Here is an 18,635-nt window from a genome sequence, read left to right as displayed (position 1 = left end):
CGCGCCGGAGATGCTGACCCTGGCCGATCCGCAGGTTACGGCTGACCTGCGCACCTACGTCACCCGTGCCCGCGCTGCCGACGACGGCGCCGTGCACCTGCAGGCCATGGGCTCGGTGCTGGCGGCCTATGTATGCCTCATGCGGCCGCGACTGCTGGGCGAGGCGACGCCGACCATCCTTGGACTGCGGACCATGCCGCTGGGCAGGCCCGCGCAGACGGAGCTGACGGTTTCGCTGTCGTCCATGGCGGACCGCCTGGCCAGGATGGAGGAGAACGACGTTGTCCTGCCGCTGCCCCCGATGCAGGTGAAGGAATCATGGACCGGGGTATTGCCGCCGCGGTCAGGCTGGGAACCGGTCGAGCAGCTGGCCGCCGGAGACCTGCGGAGCGCGGCCGAGGCTGGAATCCGGGAAGTTGCGGCGGCCGTGCCCCAGAACCCGGGCCAACTTATGGTCAACAATGCCCGCAGCAAGGTGTGGGGCCGGACTCTACCCGGGGCAACCGTGGCGCTTCCGGCGGGCGCGGCGTTCGCCGCCTTGACGCTGGGCTTCCTCGACGACGAACCGGCGTCGCTGTTCCGCAGCGGGCGGTGGCTGCGGCTGTCGACGGCCAGAGGACATGTGCTGATCCGGAGCGGTGCGGCCCTCTGAGCCGGGCGGTCCCGGGCAGCAGCCCGCGTTAATTTAGGACACCAATGGGCCGTCGCACACGGCGGCCCAGGCTCAGGCGCTGTTGACCATGGAGTGGGCCGCCCGCTCGAAGTAGTCCCATAGCGTCTGTTCGTAGAGTGGCGGCAGTTCAAGCGAGTCCACGGCCTTGCGCATGTGGTTCAACCAGCGGTCGCGTGCATCGAAGTCCACTTTGAACGGCTGGTGGCGCATGCGCAGCCGGGGATGGCCGCGCTGCTCGCTGTAGGTGCCGGGACCGCCCCAGTACTGTTCGAGGAACATCCGCATGCGCACCGTGGCAGGCCCCAGATCCTCCTCCGGGTACATCTTCCGGAGCACCTCGTCCCCGGCGATGCCCTCGTAGAAAACATCCACAAGTTTCACGAAGGTCTCGTGCCCGCCGACGGCGTCGTAGAAGTTGTCCGTGTACTCGGGCTGCTGGAATGCGTTGGCAGCCCTTGCCGCCGGCTGCAGCGTCGCGATGGGCTGGCCGAACCGGGACTGCAGGGGGACGCCAGCGGCACCGCCGGCCGTGGCCGCGGCGGGGGTAGCTTCCGGCCGGGAGGCAGAGGGGAGGTCTTTGTCAGTCATAACTATTGGCAGCCTGTTCATTGGTGTCTGGGTCCCATTGTCTCCAACGATGACCTGTTGCCGCTAATTCCCGGTGGCTCTGAAGCCGGACCGGGGGAGAGGACTTAGGCTGGTGGCAGCGGGAGATGTTGCGATGAGCAGGAGGGCGCAGGCATGCATGAGGACATCAGCATCGAACATGATCTGGTCATCGATGCGCAGCCCGAGCGTGTCTGGAGCCTGCTGACCGATCCCGACTCCATCCGGCGCTGGTACGCGTTCGACGGTGCGGTCTGCGAAACGGTTAACGGCGGCCGGATCGAACACACCTGGCGTGAACATGGCCGTTTCCTGGGCAAGGTGCTGCAGGTCCAGCCGTACGGACTTTTCCAGTACCGATACGCCGCACAGCCCGAGACGGAACCGCAACTGGGCGCCAGTACCGTGGTGACCTTCCGCTTGGAGCCGGAGGGGACCGGCACCAGGCTCTTTGTGATCGAGCATGGATTCGAGCAGATCGCCGGGTCGATGGTGGAAGCCCGCGAACTGGCAGCGGTGAACCTCACGGCGTGGCGCGCCGGGTTCACCGCGTTGAGCGATCTGGCCCGCCGCCGCTGAACACCCTGCACGGGCGCGTTGTGCGTCCAAGCCTCATCCGGGGCGGGGGCGGGGTGGAGCGGGGCGGGCTCTGGCGCGCAATGCGCGTCAGTTCGCGGTTACAGGTTCATGCATTACAGGGAAATTGACGCTGCGGGCAATGAAGCACACTTGGTTCGCGTCGTGGTGCATTTTCTGGGCCAGTTCTTTGTGTGCCGGGTCCGCAACAGTGACGCGCGGATGAAGCGTTGCGGAAGTAAATTCCCCGCTGCCGTCCCGGTTCAGGCGTAGAGTACCCTCGGCGTCGTCCGTGTACTCGGTGACCACAATGCCGTGTTTCACCGCGAGGTGCAGGTAGGAGAGCATGTGGCACTGGGACAGTGCGGTGAGCAGGAGCTGCTCCGGATTCCACCGGTCTTTGTCCCCATGGAAGGTGGGGTCGGCGGTGCCGGCCAGGTCCGGAAGTCCCGGTGCGGTGATGACGTGTTCACGTCCGTAGCTCCGGTATGACGAAGTGCCTTCGCCACGGTTGCCGGTCCAGGCCAGTGATACACGGTAGCGGTGGTTGCTGAGGTCCATGACCGGATTAAAGCACGCCCAGGACATATGCGTGGAGAGAAACGGTATTGCCTCGTGCTCATTCAGCCGCACGCGGTGATTTTATACAGGGCAGCGTGTTCAGCGGACGCCAACAACTCGAATCCTTGGGAAACGTCCACGTCGTAAAAACCGGGCCACTGAAGATAAGGGTTGAACTGCCGCGCCCGTTCGGCTCCACCTAGGTACACGTACTCTGCACCAGTGCGCTCTAAGGCTGCACAGACCTCCGGATCACGATGAATGTCGCGGAACCGTGAACGCAGGAACTTCGCGTCCGCAGTGCGGTCAGCAAAACCGTACTGGGCATAGACGACGTGTCGTCCCGTGAGCGCATAAATGAACGTCGATCCATTGAACGGGTCCCCTATGACGGTTGCGTCCGCGGGCAGGACGTCGGCCAGCGACTCGATGAAGTCTTGCTCGCCTGACAATATGCTGCGCCCGAACTCGTCCGTCTCAACGTCATAGTGAGGCGCCGCCGCTAGCAGTCGCGTGTCGTAACGGAAGGCGCCCGAAGCGACCATGGTGCAGACGGTTGCGGCGACGATGGCAGCCGCGGTCACGGTTCTTCCCCTGATCGGCACATACCTCAACAGCACCGCGAATATTTGATCGAGTGCGTAGGCGGCAAATACGCAGGCGAACACGGCGCTGACGGCCGCGATGCGTACTGCATCGTGGTACCAAAGACCTGTTATCCACGAGAGCGGTCTGGCGTGGTGAAGAGCGGCCAGGTAGAGAACAACGGTTATGCCAAGGCCCACGGCAGCAGGCCAGCTTCGCGTCCGCCGCAGTGCACAGAAGGTGCCGAGGATAACCAGCGGGCCGATCCAGAAGTTGTAGTCGCTGAGCTGGATCCGCTCATCATCGGGGGACCGAGGGAGATCGAAGAACAGGCGTTCGACGGCGTCCCGGAACGGTGCGTTGACACCAGTGTTATCTGCCATGCCAGCGACAATGGGGGAGACGCTGACCAGCCAGACTGCCCCACCCGTAGAAAGAGCCCAGAAGGCAAACCAGAGATAACCTTGCCGCTGATCCTGCGACCATTTGGCGCGGCCCAGCAGGACGATGTGCCGCAGAACGTAGACACAGCCCAGGGCGAGCAGGGCGAAGATGGCACTGGGATGGATCCAGGCTGCACCCGCCGCCGCTAGCAGGAGCGCGAGTGTTTTTACGCTGTGGTTCCGCCCGTCCGGATGCATGGGCAGCCCATCTGCGGTTGAACTCACGCGCTGCTGGTGCCGACCGGCAGCGAGTTCGACTCCCAGGGCGAGGACTACGGGCACCAGCGCTACCGCGAACGCATTTGGCCATTGCGCACTGCGGCTCTGCTGAATGATAGGAAAAGCAATGACTCCGGCGGCCACGATGGGCGTCAGCAGCCAAGTCATGCTCCGACGAGGGAACAGGGCTACGGCCAGGTACGTCAGCGAAGCGGGCCACACGATGCACGCCACGATGAGCGTGGCCAGGTTTGCTGAGGTAACAACGTCACCCGGCGCCAGTGCCACCAGCGCGTGCCAGCCGGACGGATAGAAAAAACCTGTTCCCTGGCTGTAGACGGGATTGATATCCCAAGGCGATGCCTGGCCGTTCTCTTTGATCCAGCGGAGAGCGTTCAAGTGAAAGCTGGGGTCCCAGGCTTGATTGACTCTATCGACGTTGTCCATAGCGTCGAGCATCGTCCACGCGTTGAATGCCGCCGCAGCAAGCAGCGAGCTCGCTAGGAGGAATTTCATTGGCCACGAAGGACCTGGCTCAGCCGTCGGTAGCTGCCGTGGCTGGATCAGCAGGTGAAGGCCAGCGGTGAGAAGGGCAGCCAACAAGCTAACAGCAAGGAGCACCGTCGGGCCCCAGCGGATGCCGGTGATCCGGCACAGCACGGTTCCGACAGCTACGAGGGATCCGGATACCGCGGGGGCCATGACCACGGCTCTCAGGCGGCTGAGCCGTAGCCCGCGCAGAACCATATACCCAGGGATATAGAAGACCGCCAGAAGCGCTGTTAGCTGGCCGATCGCAACCCAGGACATAGATCCACCTCACAGCCCGGTGTGCTGCCTCCTGCCAGAATATAGACAGGACATGCCTGCGGGGAACCAGTTCCGCAGGCATGTCCTGAGTTGTGCGACCTCTCGGGGGAGAGTCTTTCGGCGTCGCTACTTGTCGGCGGCCTGGGCCTTCAGCGCCCGCACAATTCCGTCGCGGCTTTCCAGCACCAGGCGCCGCAGTGCCGGCGAGTCTGTGCCGAGCGCCGCGAGGAACTCATCGGTGAGGTCCACGGTGGACTGCGTGGCCAGCTGCGAGGGGTAGAGCCCCACCACAATCTGCTGCGCGATCTCATGCGTGCGGGTGTTCCAGATGTCCTCGACCGCGGCAAAGTACGCGCCGGCGTAGGGCTCCAGCAGGGCAGTATCGTGGACCCGGTTGAAGCCGGCGATGACGGATTGCTGCGTGGCGTTGGGCAGATCACCGCGAACGACGACGGCTTCCCAGGCTTCCGCTTTCGCGTCGGCAGTGGGGATGGCGGCTTTGGCCAGGGCTGCGGCGCGCTGGCCGGTGGCCGTGGCGTCGCGCTCGAGTTCGGCGTCGATCTCCGGCTGCCCGAATTCGCCGCCGGCCACCAGCGACGTCAGCAGCTCCCAGCGCAGGTCCGCGTCGACTGTGAGGCCGTCCAAGACGCGCTCGCCGGAAAGCAGCGAGGCTACCGCGTCGAGCTGGGCATCGGTCTGGGCATGCAGGGCGAAGGCCTTGACGAACTGCAGCTGGGCGTCTGAGCCGGCCTCGGCGCTTTGGCCGAGTTCCCACAGCCGGTCGGCCGCAGCGAGGGTCAGGCGCTTGCGGTCCGCCGGGTTGACGTAGAAGGCCAGCGTGGTGGCGAGCTGGCGCAGCAGTACCAGCACCACTGAGGAATCGGACTCGTAGGCGATGTTGTTCAGGATCAGCTCCGCGTACTCGCGTGCCGGGGTTTCGCCGTCGCGGGTAGCGTCCCAAGCGGAGGCGAGCACCAGGGTCCGCGGCAGGGACTCGGTGAAGTCCTTCACGTGGGCCTTCGACGTCGCGAGAGAGACCTCGTCCAGCCGGATCTTGGCGTAGGCCAGATCGTCGTCGTTCAGGAGCACCAGGGCGGGCCGCTCGAAGCCGGCGAGTTCGGGCACCTCCGTGCGCTCGCCGTCAACGTCGAGCTCCTCGCGGTGGGTGCGTACCAGCTTGCCCTCGGCGTCGAGGTTGTAGAAGCCGACGGCGAGCCGGTGCGGCCGGATGGTCGGGAAGTCGGGGACCGCGGACTGGAGAATGGCGAACGAGGTGATCTTGCCGCCGTCGTCCGTTGTGATTTCCGGTCGCAACGTATTGACGCCGGCGGTCTCCAGCCACAGCGCGGACCATTCCTTCAGGTCGCGGCCGCTGGAAACCTCCAGCTCCGAGAGCAGGTCCTCCAGCTCAGTGTTCTGCCAGGCGTGCTTGCCGAAGTATTCACGCACGCCCGCCATGAACTGCTCCTGGCCAACCCAGGCCACGAGCTGGCGCAGGACGGAGGCCCCCTTGGCGTAGGTGATGCCGTCAAAGTTCACCTGCACCGCCTGCAGGTCCGGAATGTCCGCGACGATGGGGTGTGTGGAGGGCAGCTGGTCCTGGCGGTAGGCCCAGGACTTCTCCATGGAGGCGAAGGTGGTCCAGGCCTGCTTCCACTCGGTGGCTTCCGCAGCAGCCAGCGTGGACATGAACTCGGCAAAGGACTCGTTCAGCCACAGGTCGTTCCACCAGCGCATGGTCACCAGGTCCCCGAACCACATGTGTGCGAGTTCGTGCAGGATGGTGATGGCCCGGCGCTCCACCATGGCCTCCGCCACCTTGGACCGGAAGACATAGTTCTCCAGGAAGGTCACGGCGCCCGCGTTCTCCATCGCGCCGGCGTTGAACTCGGGGACGAAGAGCTGGTCGTACTTGGCGAACGGGTAGGGCGTGCCGAACTGCTTTTCGTAGAATGCGAAGCCCTGGCGCGTGAGTTCGAAGATGTTCTCCGCGTCCATGTACTGCATCAGCGACTTGCGGGCGAAGACGCCCAGCGGGACGGTGCGGCCGTCGGAGCTGGTGAGCTCGCTGCGCACCGACTGGTACGGGCCCGCGATGAGCGCGGTGATGTAGGAGGAGATACGGGGAGTCGGCTCGAAGTCCCAGGTGGAGGCGCCGCCGTCTTCCCCGATGGGTCCTGCGGCCACTGGCTCGGGAGTGGGGGAGTTGGAGATGACGTCCCAATGCGACGGCGCAGTCACTGTGAACCGGAAGGCTGCCTTCAGATCCGGCTGCTCAAAGACGGCGAACATGCGGCGGGAGTCGGGCACCTCGAACTGGCTGTAGAGGTAGACCTCGTTGTCCACCGGGTCCACGAAGCGGTGCAGCCCCTCGCCGGTGTTCATGTACAGCGCGTCCGCGTCGATGGTCAGGACATTGGATGCCGCCAGGTTGGGCAACTGGATGCGGACGCCGTCGGAAACCTTCGCTGGGTCCAGCTCCACACCGTTCAGCGTTACGGAGCGCACCGTCTCCGTGATGGCGTCGATAAAAGTTGACGCACCCGCCGTTGCGGAGAACTTCACAACGGTCGTGGAGCCGAAGACCTTCTCGCCCCGGGTCAGGTCGAGGGTGACGTCGTAGGACTCAACGTTGAGCAATGCGGCGCGCTCGCGGGCTTCGGCGCGGGTCAAATTCAAACCTGGCAAAGTGATGCCTCCAGTGTCGTAGCGGGTCCCGGCGGGACGGTGCGGAGTGCAGGGGCTGTCTGAAGGAACCCTTGCACAGTGCGGCCATTCTTTCACCGCCCCAGCGGATGTACAGCACCGGCGTGATGCGATGAAGGAAAAGTTGCGCTTCCGTTGCGTCCCCGGTCCGCCCGTGGCCGCTAGCAAGCACGTTGGTTCAGAGTAGGCTTGAAGCCGTCATTCTTCCGCCCCTCCCGCCTGAAGGACCGTACATGCGCGTTCACATTGCCACCGACCACGCCGGACTCGAGCTAAGCCACCATCTGATCGACCACCTGACCGGCAAAGGGTACGAGGTCATCGACCACGGCCCCAAGGAATACGACGCCGAGGATGACTACCCGTCGTTCTGCATCAACGCGGCGCTCGCAGTAGTGGCAGACCAGGCAGCGGGCCAGGACGCCCTCGGCATCGTGCTGGGCGGATCCGGCAATGGCGAGCAGATCGCGGCCAACAAGGTCAAGGGCGCACGTGCGGCGCTGGCCTGGAACCTGGATACGGCCAAACTGGCGCGCGAGCACAATGATGCGAACGTCGTCGCGGTCGGCGGCCGCCAGCACAGCGTCGAAGAGGCTACCGCGATCATCGAAGCTTTCCTGGCCGAGCCGTTTTCCAACGCCGAACGCCATGTGCGGCGGATCGGCAAGATCGCCGCGTACGAAACCACCCGCGAAGTTCCCGCCTAAAGCACATGCCTGAAGGCCACTCGGTCCACCGCCTCGCCGCGCAGTTCAATTCCGTCTTTGGCGGTCAGCGCCTCGCCGTCAGCAGTCCGCAGGGCCGTTTCGCTGCCGGCGCGGAGCGGGTCAACGGACACATCCTGGACGCCGCCCGCGCACACGGCAAGCAACTGTTCCTGCACTTCGACAACGAGTTGATTCTGCGCGTCCACCTGGGTCTCTACGGCGCCTGGGACTTCGGCGGCGACGAGACGTTCCGTGGCGCCTCCAGCATTGGTGCCCCGCGCCGGGTGGGGGAGCGTGAAGCGTACGACGACGATCCCCACCTTGCGTACGACGGCCCGCCGGAGCCGGTGGGCCAGGTGCGCGCAAGGCTCGTATCAGCGCATGGCTGGGCGGATTTGCGCGGGCCGACGGCCTGCGAAGTGATCACCGAAGGCGAGCGGTCCGCCGTCGTCGCCAAATTGGGGCCGGACCCGCTGCAGCCGGAGGCCCGCACGGACGAGTTTGTCCAGCGGCTGACATCCAAAGGCTCCGCGGTGGGCACGTTGTTGATGAGCCAGGATGTCATCGCCGGTGTCGGCAACATCTACCGGGCGGAGACGTTGTTCCGCCGCGGGCTGAATCCCTGGCGCCCGGGCAAAAGCCTGTCATCGGAGGAAGCGGCGCTGCTGTGGGAGGACATTGCCCTGGTAATGCACGACGGTGTCCGGGACGGGCGGATCATCACGACGCGTGCCGAACACCGTGATGGCAGCGGGCGGCCGGTGTGGCCGGACAACGCGCACTATGTCTATCAGCGCCAGGGGCTCGGCTGCCGCGTCTGCGGCGCTGACGTCGTGCTGGCAGAGATGGGAAACCGCAAGCTCTACTGGTGTCCCAGCTGCCAGCAGGCCTGAACGGAGCGCCGTGCCCGCCGATTTGCGAAACAGGTCTGTGGTCATGCTAGAGTTTCAACGTCCTGGGGATGTAGCTCAATGGTAGAGCCTCAGTCTTCCAAACTGATTACGCGGGTTCGATTCCCGTCATCCCCTCTGCGATGAGACGGGCCGGCAGCGGTCCGTCTTTTTCGTTAAGGCGGCAGTCCTTTGCCGCCGCCGATTGTGCACGGAGTCTGCTTAGGCCGTAGACTTGCCGTGCACTACGGGGCGTAGCGTAGTGGCTAGCGCGCCTGCTTTGGGAGCAGGAGATCGCAGGTTCGAGTCCTGTCGCCCCGACTCTGTATTCTTGGTGCAGACCCAACCCCTATAGCTATCAGGAGTTCTAACGCTGTGAAGAGCGCTGTCGAAAACCTCACCCCCACCCGGGTCAAGCTCAATGTTGAGGTTCCTTTTGAGGAACTCAAGCCCAGCATTGACGAGGCCTACAAGACAATCGGCTCCCAGATCCAGGTGCCTGGCTTCCGCAAGGGCAAGGTTCCCTCCAAGCTCATCGACCAGCGGGTTGGACGCGGTTACGTCATCGAGACGGCCATCAACGAGGGCCTGAACGGTTTCTACCAGAATGCTGTGCAGGAGAGCGGTATCCGCCCCCTGAGCCGCCCCGAGGTTGAGATCACCGAGGTCCCGGACCCGGCTGCCACCGAAGGCCAGCTGTCCTTCCACGTCGAGGTGGACATCCGCCCCGAAATCGAACTGCCGGAGTACTCCGGACTCGAGGTCACCGTGGAAGCTGCCGAAGCCAGCGACGCCGACGTCGAAAAGGCCCTGGACGACCTGCGCGGCCGCTTCGGCACGCTGAAGTCTGTTGACCGTCCCGCTGCTCAGGATGACTTCATCACCATGGACCTCACCGCGAAGGTGAACGGCGAAGAGGTTGACTCCGCAGCGGACCTGTCCTACCAGGTTGGCGCCGGAACCATGCTCGAGGGCCTGGACGAAGCCGTCACCGGCCTGAGCGCCGACGAGGACGCTACCTTCATGACCACGCTGGCCGGTGGCGAGCATGCCGGTGAAGAAGCCGAAGTCAAGGTTGTCATCAAGGCCGTCAAGGAGCGCGAGCTGCCGGAGGCAAACGATGACTTTGCCCAGTTGGCCAGCGAATTCGACACCATTGCCGAGCTGAAGGAAGACCTGGCGAAGCAGGCCGCCGACAGCAAGGTCATGGAGCAGGGCGTTGAAGCGCGCGACAAGGTGCTGGACAAGCTGGTGGAACTCGTTGAGGTTCCCGTGCCCGATTCCGTGATTGAAGAGCAGCTCGAGCAGCACTTCCGCCCGGAGAACAGCGACGGCAGCGAAGAGCACGACACCGACGAGCACCGCGCCGAGGTCCGCCAGAACACTGAGCGTGCCTTCCAGAACGAAATCATCCTCGACGCCGTGGCGGACAAGGAAGAGGTCGGCGTCAGCCAGGCAGAGCTGATCGACTACATCGTTTCCTCCGCCGGCCAGTACGGCATGGATCCGAACCAGTTCGCACAGCTCATCGACCAGAGCGGCCAGGTGCCGATGATGGTTTCCGAGGTCCGCCGCCGCAAGGCGCTGGCCAAGGTGCTGGAGTTGGCCAAGGTAACGGACACCAACGGTGCCGAGGTGGACCTCAGCGACTTCGTCCGCCCCGCCGGTGAAGAAGAGCCGAACGTTGAGGACATGATCCAGGCTGCGCAAGCAGAAGCCGCTCAGGCGGAGGAAGCTCCGGCAGAGGGCACCTCGGAGGAGAGCGCGGACGACAGCGCTGCCGAGTCCAAGGCCTAAACAGCAGAGTTTCACGGCGGCCGCCTGCCCTTCACGGGGTGGGCGGCTGCCGCGTTTAACCACCTGCCTGCAACGTCCCGGCGCTCTGATGCGCCGTCAGCGAACAGCCCGTAAATAAGGCAGAAACGGGCACTGATCCGCGTTAGTGTCCAAGAAGGAAAAAGAACCTGGGGACTGCACCGGCCACCGGTGCAGCCTGTGGGGACAAGCGAGAGGTATTTCAGAATGTCCAGTGAATCAACCACTCCGAAGATGGCCACCGTCGACCCGGCCACCCGGGAAGACTACATCTACAATCGCCTGCTGAAGGAACGCATTATCTGGCTTGGCTCGGAAGTGCGGGACGAGAACGCCAATGCCATCTGTTCCCAGCTGCTGCTGCTTTCGGCCGAGGATCCTGACAAGGACATCTACCTCTACATCAACTCGCCCGGCGGTTCGGTGACGGCAGGCATGGCCATCTATGACACCATCCAGTTCATTCCGAATGATGTCGTCACGGTCGCCACCGGCTTGGCAGCTTCCATGGGCCAGTTCCTGCTGTCCTCGGGAACCAAGGGCAAGCGCTACGCCACTCCGCACGCGCGCATCCTGATGCACCAGCCCTCCGGCGGTATCGGCGGTACTGCGTCCGACATCAAGATCCAGGCCGAGCTGATTCTGCACATGAAGCGCGTTATGGCTGAGCTGACCGCAGAGCAGACCGGCCAGACTGTGGAGCAGATCCTCAAGGATAATGACCGCGACAAGTGGTTTACCGCTGAGGAAGGCCTCGAGTACGGCTTCTTCGACAAGATTTCGGCCCACGCCGGCGGCGTTACCGGCGGCGGCGGAACTTCACAGGATTCATGATCGCAGGTTCTGCGATACGTCCCTACGATCATTAGAAGCAGGAGAATCACGATGAACCACAATTTTGCTGCCGCTGCCGGCGGCCACGCAGCCAACCTTCCGACCAGCCGCTATGTGCTGCCGCAGTTCGAGGAGCGCACGCCTTACGGCTTCAAGCGCCAGGACCCCTACACCAAGCTCTTTGAGGACCGGATCATTTTCCTCGGCGTGCAGGTGGACGACGCCTCGGCGGACGACATCATGGCACAGTTGCTGGTCCTGGAATCCACGGATCCGGACCGCGACATCACGCTGTACATCAACTCGCCGGGTGGTTCCTTCACCGCAATGACGGCTATCTACGACACGATGCAGTACATTCGTCCCGAGATCCAGACTGTCTGCCTCGGACAAGCGGCCAGCGCTGCCGCCGTATTGCTGGCGGCGGGTACCCCGGGCAAGCGACTGGCGTTGCCGAACGCACGCGTGCTGATCCACCAGCCGGCACTCGGGGGCGGTGAGCGTGGGCAAGCTTCTGACCTGGAGATCCAGGCAGCCGAGGTCATGCGTATGCGCACTTGGCTCGAAGACACTCTGGCGCTGCATAGCGGCAGGACTTCGGAGCAGGTCAACGTCGACATCGAGCGAGACAAGATCCTGACGGCGGAAGATGCGTTGTCTTACGGACTGATCGACCAGGTCCTCGATTCTCGTAAGATCCACAAGCCGGCCATCAACAAGGCCTAATGATTGTGTACTGGCAGCGTCATTGCTGATCCACTCAGCCCGTGGTGCTTAACATGGCACCACGGGCTCTGTGGTTACTGAAACTGTCAGCCAAGTGATTTAGAGTGGAAGCTAGTCAGCCGCCTTCATTCGTCTGAGCATGGGAGCTCCAGGTGCCGCTCCCGGGCGTTGACCGATTCCAGTAGGACCAAGTAAGGGGACTGAATATGGCTCGCATTGGTGAGAGCGCTGACCTGCTCAAGTGCTCCTTCTGCGGCAAAAGCCAGAAGCAAGTCCGGAAGCTGATCGCTGGCCCCGGCGTCTATATCTGTGACGAATGCATTGAGCTCTGCAACGAGATCATCGAAGAAGAGCTGTCCGAGGTTTCGGACCTCGGTTCCTTTGAGCTGCCCAAGCCGCGTGAAATATTCGACTTCCTGCAGGAATATGTCATCGGACAGGAACCGGCCAAGCGGGCACTGGCTGTTGCCGTCTACAACCACTACAAGCGCATCCAATCGGGGCACGCACCCAAGAGCTCAGCGAACCTCGCTGACACCAGTCCGCTGGACGATGTTGAGGTCGGCAAGTCCAACATTCTGCTGATCGGCCCCACCGGTTGCGGCAAGACCTATCTGGCCCAAACCCTGGCACGCCGGCTCAACGTTCCCTTTGCCGTCGCGGATGCAACGGCCTTGACCGAGGCCGGCTACGTCGGCGAAGACGTCGAGAACATTCTGCTCAAGCTCATCCAGGCCGCCGACTATGACGTCAAGAAGGCCGAGCAGGGCATCATCTACATTGATGAGATCGACAAGATCTCGCGCAAGAGCGAGAACCCATCCATCACCCGCGACGTTTCCGGTGAAGGGGTCCAGCAGGCACTGCTGAAAATTCTCGAGGGGACCGTAGCCTCCGTTCCGCCGCAGGGCGGCCGGAAGCACCCGCATCAGGAATTCATCCAGATCGACACCACAAATGTGCTCTTCATCGTGGCCGGCGCCTTCGCCGGGCTGGAGGAAATCATCGGTTCACGCGCCGGACGCAAGGGCATCGGGTTCGGTGCCCCACTGAGCGACGCCAGCAAGGACGCCGACAGTTACGGCGAAGTCATGCCGGAAGACTTGCTGAAATTCGGCTTGATCCCTGAATTTATCGGCCGCCTGCCGGTGATCACTACGGTGTCGAACCTTGACCGCACCGCGCTGATCCAGATCCTCACCGAACCCAAGAACGCACTCATCAAGCAGTACCAGAAAATGTTCCAACTGGACGGTGTCGAGCTCTCCTTCGAATCGGAGGCTCTGGATGCCGTGGCCCAGCTCGCGCTCGAACGGGGGACAGGTGCCCGCGGACTGCGGGCCATTGTCGAGGAAGCTCTGCAACCTGTGATGTTCGACCTGCCCAGCCGCGAAGACATCGCTTCCGTGGTGATTACCGCCGATGTGGTGAACGGCAAGGGGGAGCCTTCGCTGATTTCCCATGACGTGGTTGCCAAGCGACGTAACAAGTCCGCCTGACCGGAACGGGCGCCGCACAATCCAGAAAGACGACCAGGTAGAGGACGGAATATGGCCCGCATTGGTGGAAACGGCGACCTGCTCAAATGCTCTTTCTGCGCCAAAAGCCAGAAACAGGTCCGAAAGCTGGTCGCGGGCCACGGGGTCTACATCTGTGACGAATGTATCGGGCTGTGCAACGAGATGCTCGTGGAAGAATTTTCGGTAGCGTCCGAGCCTGACGGCTTCGAACTGCCCAAACCGCGGGAGATCTTCGAGTCCCTGCAGGAATACGTCATTGGGCAAGAGCCTGCGAAGCGCGCCCTGGCTGTTGCGGTCTACAACCACTACAAACGTACCCAGCCGGCTCCGGTATCCGAAGCTTCTCCTGATTCCGCCGACGCCGGTCCGCTGGCCGACGTCGAGGTCGGCAAATCCAATATCCTGCTGGTCGGTCCGACGGGCTGCGGCAAGACTTTTCTCGCGCAGACCCTGGCACGCCGGCTCAACGTTCCGTTCGCCATAGCGGATGCGACGGCCCTGACCGAGGCCGGCTACGTGGGCGAAGACGTCGAGAACATTCTGCTCAAGCTTCTGCAGGCCGCTGACTATGATGTCAAGAAGGCCGAGCAGGGGATCATCTACATAGACGAGATCGACAAGATCTCGCGCAAGAGCGAGAACCCATCCATCACCCGCGACGTTTCCGGTGAAGGTGTCCAGCAGGCACTGCTGAAAATCCTCGAGGGAACCGTAGCCTCCGTTCCACCGCAGGGCGGCAAGAAGCAGTCGCAGCAGGAAGCCATCCAGCTTGATACGACCAACGTGCTCTTCATCGTGGCCGGCGCCTTCGCCGGACTAGAGGAAATCGTTGACAGCAGGTCCGGAGGCAAGGGAGTCGGCTTTGGCGCGGTGCTGCGCGAGGTTTCGAAGGACGTGGACAGCCGCGGGCAGGTCATGCCGGAGGACTTGCTGAAGTTCGGACTGATACCGGAATTCATCGGACGCCTGCCGGTGATTACCACGGTATCGAAACTGGACCGCCCGGCGCTTATCCAGATCCTGACAGAGCCGAAGAACGCACTGATCAAGCAGTACCAGAAGATGTTCCAACTCGACGGTGTGGAGCTTTCGTTCGAGCCGGAGGCCCTCGAAACGGTTGCGGATCTCGCCCTCGAGCGGGGGACCGGCGCCCGCGGACTGCGTGCCATTGTGGAAGAAGCGCTGCAGCCGGTGATGTTCGAGATACCGAGCCGGCAGGATATCGCTTCCGTGGTCATAACCGGCGACGTCATCAAGGGTAAAGGCAATCCCATCCTGATCCCGCAGGACGTTGCTGCCCTGCGCCGGAACAAATCCGCCTGATTCCCGGTTGCGCATTTCAGTACCACAAGTGTTTCCACAATAAGGAGTTCTGAGTATGTCCGATAACAACTCACCATCGACCGTTGATTTCTGGTTCGATCCCGCATGCCCGTTCGCATGGATCACCTCACGCTGGATGCTGGAGGTTGAAAAGGTCCGTGAGGTTAAAGTGGACTGGCACGTCATGAGCCTGGCAGTACTGAACGATGGCCGGGATGAGTTGCCGGACAATTACAAGGAATTCCTGAAGACCGCCTGGGGCCCGGTCCGCGTCATCATTGCCGCCCGGGAACTGCACGGTGCCGACTTCGTCAAGCGGCTGTACGACGCCATGGGAACCCGTATCCACAACGAAGGCAACAAGGACATCGAGGCCGTCATCACGGCGTCGCTGGCGGAAGCAGGCCTTCCGGCAGACCTGGCTGGATTCGCCACCTCTGATGAATATGACGAGCAGTTGCGCGCCAGCCATGAGGAAGGCATCAGTCTGGTGGGCGATGAGGTCGGAACCCCGGTAGTTGCTTTCAACGGAACCGCCTTCTTTGGACCGGTACTGACACGGATTCCCCGTGGAGATACGGCCGGACGGATCTTCGATGGCGCCGTCGCGCTGGCGGAATTCCCGTACTTCTATGAGATCAAGCGCTCCCGCACGACCAGTCCCGAGTTCGACTAAAGCAGCGGCACGCTGGAGATTTAGCAGAAAAAAATTTCTCAACCTCTGGCGTGTCGGCTTGCGGGGGAGTATAAATGTTTATACGCATCCCCCAAAAGATGCGGGAACGAACACCAAAGATTCAGAGACAAGTTGAATGGACTCAGTTCCACCAACTGCCAGCCAGTGACAAGGCTTGGAAGACCTGAAGTTCTGCGGAGTTCGGGAGATTCTGAATGTCACTACATGAATCATCGAGTCGAAGCCCCACCAACGGCTAAACGCTGATGGGGCTTCCCCTCGTTAACGGCTGGTTACGCCGGCTCTTCAGCTGCTGCGAGTTCGACGCCGGAGACTGTTAATTCACCGTCCGCTTCCGTGAGCTTCAGCTCATTGGCGTTGCCTGCCGCCTTCAGATCGCCCAGACCGGCTTCCAGCTGCGCCACCTGCTGCGCGGATCCGCTGATCAAAGCAGTCACGACCTCGGTACGCTGCTTGACCTTGGCCTCGGACTTTGCCTTCCGGATGCCGCCGAGGGCCAGTGCGACCGTGCCGAGCAAATCCTTGTCGGCGTCCGCGGCGATACCTGACAGCGCCGCCGTCGTCGGCCACTCCGTTCGGTGGACGGAACCGGCGCGCCACCACCCCCAGACTTCCTCAGTGGCGAACGGCAGGAAGGGTGCGAAGAGTCGCAGCAGGGCGTCCAGGGTTGTGGCCAGCGTCGCCAGCACACTCGCTTGCTCCGCATCACCGGCGCCGCCGTAGGCGCGGTCCTTGATCAGCTCGACATAGTCGTCCGTGAAGGACCAGAAGAAGCTCTCGCTGATCTGGAGCGCCCGGGCGTAATCGTACTTCTCGAATGCCGCAGTAGCCTGCTCGACCACATCGGCCAGCTGTCCCAGCAGCGACTTGTCCAGCGGGTTGGTGATCACCGATGCGTCGGAGGAGATGACCGACGTTTCGGTGGCCCCCAGGTTGAGCACAAACTTGGAGGCGTTGAGCAGCTTGATGGCCAGCCTGCGGCCGATCTTCATCTGTGCGATTTCATAAGCCGTGTCTGCGCCCAGCTTGGCCGATGCGGCCCAATAGCGCACCGCATCGGCACCAAACTGCTCGAGGACATCCGTCGGAACCACGACGTTGCCCTTGGACTTGGACATCTTTTTGCGGTCCGGGTCAAGGATCCAGCCGGAGATCGCGGCATGCTTCCACGGTGCGCAGCTGTTGAGCGCATCCGCGCGCACCGCGGTGGAGAAGAGCCAGGTACGGATGATGTCGTGGCCTTGCGGACGCAGGTCGAACGGAAAGACCTTGCCGAAGAACTCTTCGTCGCGGCTCCACTTACCCACGATCTGAGGTGTTAGTGAGGACGTCGCCCAGGTGTCCAGTACGTCGGCGTCTCCGGTAAAGCCGCCGGGAACGTCGCGCTGGGATTCGGCGTAACCCGGGGCTGGTTCCGCTGCGGGATCCACTGGCAGCATCTCGTCCGCCGGCAGCACCGGGTTGTCGTAATCCGGGTTCCCTGCGGAATCCAAGGGGTACCAGACCGGGATCGGAACCCCGAAGAACCGCTGGCGGGAGACCAGCCAGTCACCGTTGAGTCCTTCGATCCAGTTTTCGTAGCGGGAACGCATGAAGGCCGGATGGAACTCGATGTCCCGGCCACGGCCGATCAGCCGCTCCCGGCGGTCGGCGTCGCGGCCGCCGTTGCGGATGTACCACTGGCGAGACGTGACGACCTCGAGCGGCTTGTCGCCCTTTTCGTAGAAGTTGACCGGGTGGGACATCTTCTTCGGCTCGCCGTCCAGTTCTCCGGCAGCGTCCAACAGTTCGACGACCTTCTCCTTGGCGGAGAAGACAGTCTTGCCGGCGATCTCGGCGTAATTGGCCTTGCCCTCGTCGGAAGTGATCCATTCCGGTGTTTCGGCGGCGATGCGGCCGTCCCGTCCCACAATGGCCCGGGTAGGCAACTGCAGTTCACGCCACCAGGTGACGTCGGTAAGGTCGCCGAAGGTACAGACCATGGCAATGCCGGCGCCCTTGTCCGGCTTAGCCAGCGGGTGGGCCTTGACTTCTACCTCGACGCCGAACAACGGGGATTTGACCTTCGTGCCGAACAGCGGCTGGTAGCGCTCGTCGTCGGGGTGGGCAACGAGTGCCACACAAGCGGCCAGCAGTTCGGGCCGGGTGGTTTCGATGTGGATCTTCTCGCCGTCCGGCGTTTCGAAGGCATAACGGTAGTACGCCCCGGGCATTTCCCGGTCTTCGAGTTCAGCCTGGGCAACCGCAGTGCGGAACGTGACGTCCCAAAGCGTCGGGGCTTCGGCCATATATGCGTCGCCGGCGGTCAGATTCGCCAGGAAGGCACGCTGGGAGACTGCTCGGGAAACGTCGTCGATGGTCCGGTAGGTCAGTTCCCAGTCGACGGACAGGCCGAGCGTGCTGAAAAGGTTTTCGAAGACCTTTTCGTCTTCGACGGCAAGCTCCTCGCAGAGCTCGATGAAGTTCCGCCGGGACACGACGTCGAAATCACGCTGGTTCTTTGCGGGTTTTGCCGGTGGCTGGTAATCGGGGTTGTACGGCACGGACGGGTCGCAGCGGACACCGTAGAAATTCTGCACCCGGCGTTCGGTGGGCAGGCCGTTGTCATCCCAGCCCATCGGATAGAAAACGTTCTTGCCCTGCATGCGCTGGAAACGGGCCAGAACGTCGGTCTGCGTGTAGGAGAACATGTGGCCCACATGCAGCGATCCCGATGCGGTCGGCGGCGGAGTGTCGATCGAGTAAACCTGTTCCCGGGTAGTGTCCGGGTTGAACTTGTAGGTTCCTTTTTCGCGCCACTGCTGGGTGAGGACAGCCTCAAGGCCTTCGAGGGCCGGCTTGTCGGGGACGTTTACGGTTGCGGGCGTGTCTGTGCCCGGTTCATGTTCAGCCATGGGGTCATTCTCCCATGACAGCGGGAACGGATTCATATCCGCGGTAGCGG

The 18,635-nt window shown here is 62.8% G+C and carries 15 protein-coding genes and 2 tRNA genes; 12 read left to right on the top strand and 5 right to left on the bottom strand.

From position 1 onward, the window contains the following. Nucleotides 1-10: 10 nt before the first annotated feature. Complete coding sequence (locus J5251_RS15960; protein WP_139005485.1) at nt 11-652, top strand: hypothetical protein; 642 nt, start codon at nt 11-13, stop codon at nt 650-652. A 72-nt stretch (nt 653-724) separates the two neighbouring features. Here the strand turns inward: J5251_RS15960 and J5251_RS15955 are convergent, their stop codons facing one another. Continuing rightward, on the bottom strand, nt 725-1,153 hold the full coding sequence (locus tag J5251_RS15955) for a globin (protein WP_276608388.1): 429 nt from the start codon (nt 1,151-1,153) through the stop codon (nt 725-727). A 261-nt stretch (nt 1,154-1,414) separates the two neighbouring features. Here J5251_RS15955 and J5251_RS15950 point away from each other — a divergent pair, with 261 nt between their 5' ends. Continuing rightward, on the top strand, nt 1,415-1,858 hold the full coding sequence (locus J5251_RS15950; protein ID WP_208574578.1) for an SRPBCC domain-containing protein: 444 nt from the start codon (nt 1,415-1,417) through the stop codon (nt 1,856-1,858). Nucleotides 1,859-1,945: 87 nt separating this feature from the next. Here the strand turns inward: J5251_RS15950 and J5251_RS15945 are convergent, their stop codons facing one another. From J5251_RS15945 to pepN, 3 genes are all read right to left on the bottom strand, one after another. Then, a complete protein-coding gene (locus J5251_RS15945; RefSeq protein WP_208576198.1) occupies nt 1,946-2,416 on the bottom strand; it encodes an OsmC family protein in 471 nt (156 codons plus the stop codon). A gap of 62 nt (nt 2,417-2,478) precedes the next feature. Next, nucleotides 2,479-4,473, bottom strand: coding sequence for a DUF6541 family protein (locus J5251_RS15940; RefSeq protein ID WP_208574577.1), 1,995 nt, complete (start codon nt 4,471-4,473; stop codon nt 2,479-2,481). Between the two features lie 126 nt (nt 4,474-4,599). Further along, on the bottom strand, nt 4,600-7,152 hold the full coding sequence (pepN, locus tag J5251_RS15935) for an aminopeptidase N (protein ID WP_139005428.1): 2,553 nt from the start codon (nt 7,150-7,152) through the stop codon (nt 4,600-4,602). A gap of 260 nt (nt 7,153-7,412) precedes the next feature. Here pepN and J5251_RS15930 point away from each other — a divergent pair, with 260 nt between their 5' ends. The 10 genes from J5251_RS15930 (at nt 7,413) to J5251_RS15885 (ending at nt 15,670) form a co-directional block, all read left to right on the top strand. After that, complete coding sequence (locus J5251_RS15930) at nt 7,413-7,886, top strand: ribose-5-phosphate isomerase (RefSeq protein ID WP_139005429.1); 474 nt, start codon at nt 7,413-7,415, stop codon at nt 7,884-7,886. A 5-nt stretch (nt 7,887-7,891) separates the two neighbouring features. Continuing rightward, a complete protein-coding gene (locus J5251_RS15925; protein WP_139005430.1) occupies nt 7,892-8,779 on the top strand; it encodes an Fpg/Nei family DNA glycosylase in 888 nt (295 codons plus the stop codon). A 64-nt stretch (nt 8,780-8,843) separates the two neighbouring features. After that, nucleotides 8,844-8,914 (top strand) — tRNA-Gly (locus J5251_RS15920). Nucleotides 8,915-9,024: 110 nt separating this feature from the next. Continuing rightward, nucleotides 9,025-9,097, top strand: a tRNA-Pro gene (locus J5251_RS15915). A gap of 54 nt (nt 9,098-9,151) precedes the next feature. Continuing rightward, the gene (gene tig / locus J5251_RS15910) at nt 9,152-10,573 is read left to right on the top strand and encodes a trigger factor (protein WP_139005431.1); all 1,422 of its coding nucleotides are present in this window, start codon (nt 9,152-9,154) and stop codon (nt 10,571-10,573) included. A 252-nt stretch (nt 10,574-10,825) separates the two neighbouring features. Beyond that, nucleotides 10,826-11,425, top strand: a complete 600-nt coding sequence (locus tag J5251_RS15905) for an ATP-dependent Clp protease proteolytic subunit (RefSeq protein WP_139005487.1) — start codon at nt 10,826-10,828, stop codon at nt 11,423-11,425. Between the two features lie 51 nt (nt 11,426-11,476). After that, nucleotides 11,477-12,151: an ATP-dependent Clp protease proteolytic subunit gene (locus tag J5251_RS15900; protein ID WP_139005432.1), complete on the top strand. Its 675-nt coding sequence runs from the start codon at nt 11,477-11,479 to the stop codon at nt 12,149-12,151. A 206-nt stretch (nt 12,152-12,357) separates the two neighbouring features. After that, nucleotides 12,358-13,650: an ATP-dependent Clp protease ATP-binding subunit ClpX gene (gene clpX / locus J5251_RS15895; RefSeq protein WP_139005433.1), complete on the top strand. Its 1,293-nt coding sequence runs from the start codon at nt 12,358-12,360 to the stop codon at nt 13,648-13,650. Between the two features lie 51 nt (nt 13,651-13,701). After that, nucleotides 13,702-14,994, top strand: a complete 1,293-nt coding sequence (gene clpX, locus J5251_RS15890) for an ATP-dependent Clp protease ATP-binding subunit ClpX (protein ID WP_139005434.1) — start codon at nt 13,702-13,704, stop codon at nt 14,992-14,994. A gap of 55 nt (nt 14,995-15,049) precedes the next feature. Beyond that, nucleotides 15,050-15,670, top strand: a complete 621-nt coding sequence (locus tag J5251_RS15885; protein ID WP_208574576.1) for a DsbA family protein — start codon at nt 15,050-15,052, stop codon at nt 15,668-15,670. Between the two features lie 293 nt (nt 15,671-15,963). On the opposite strand, the gene valS is transcribed toward J5251_RS15885, so the two are convergent. After that, a complete protein-coding gene (gene valS, locus J5251_RS15880; RefSeq protein WP_208574575.1) occupies nt 15,964-18,585 on the bottom strand; it encodes a valine--tRNA ligase in 2,622 nt (873 codons plus the stop codon). Nucleotides 18,586-18,635 lie beyond the last annotated feature (50 nt).

Origin of the sequence: Arthrobacter crystallopoietes (genome assembly GCF_017603825.1) — a bacterium.
Taxonomy (GTDB): domain Bacteria; phylum Actinomycetota; class Actinomycetes; order Actinomycetales; family Micrococcaceae; genus Crystallibacter; species Crystallibacter crystallopoietes_B.
This window is presented reverse-complemented; position numbering and strand designations above follow the sequence as displayed.

Excerpts from the sequence above, each read along its gene's own strand:
- clpX (WP_139005433.1), top strand. The coding sequence starts at position 12,358 with ATGGCTCGCATTGGTGAGAGCGCTGACCTGCTCAAGTGCTCCTTCTGC.
- J5251_RS15960 (WP_139005485.1), top strand. The coding sequence starts at position 11 with ATGCTGACCCTGGCCGATCCGCAGGTTACGGCTGACCTGCGCACCTAC.
- J5251_RS15900 (WP_139005432.1), top strand. The coding sequence starts at position 11,477 with ATGAACCACAATTTTGCTGCCGCTGCCGGCGGCCACGCAGCCAACCTT.
- J5251_RS15930 (WP_139005429.1), top strand. The coding sequence starts at position 7,413 with ATGCGCGTTCACATTGCCACCGACCACGCCGGACTCGAGCTAAGCCAC.
- J5251_RS15950 (WP_208574578.1), top strand. The coding sequence starts at position 1,415 with ATGCATGAGGACATCAGCATCGAACATGATCTGGTCATCGATGCGCAG.
- J5251_RS15925 (WP_139005430.1), top strand. The coding sequence starts at position 7,892 with ATGCCTGAAGGCCACTCGGTCCACCGCCTCGCCGCGCAGTTCAATTCC.
- J5251_RS15940 (WP_208574577.1), bottom strand. The coding sequence starts at position 4,473 with ATGTCCTGGGTTGCGATCGGCCAGCTAACAGCGCTTCTGGCGGTCTTC.
- J5251_RS15885 (WP_208574576.1), top strand. The coding sequence starts at position 15,050 with ATGTCCGATAACAACTCACCATCGACCGTTGATTTCTGGTTCGATCCC.
- valS (WP_208574575.1), bottom strand. The coding sequence starts at position 18,585 with ATGGCTGAACATGAACCGGGCACAGACACGCCCGCAACCGTAAACGTC.
- J5251_RS15945 (WP_208576198.1), bottom strand. The coding sequence starts at position 2,416 with ATGGACCTCAGCAACCACCGCTACCGTGTATCACTGGCCTGGACCGGC.
- J5251_RS15905 (WP_139005487.1), top strand. The coding sequence starts at position 10,826 with ATGGCCACCGTCGACCCGGCCACCCGGGAAGACTACATCTACAATCGC.
- clpX (WP_139005434.1), top strand. The coding sequence starts at position 13,702 with ATGGCCCGCATTGGTGGAAACGGCGACCTGCTCAAATGCTCTTTCTGC.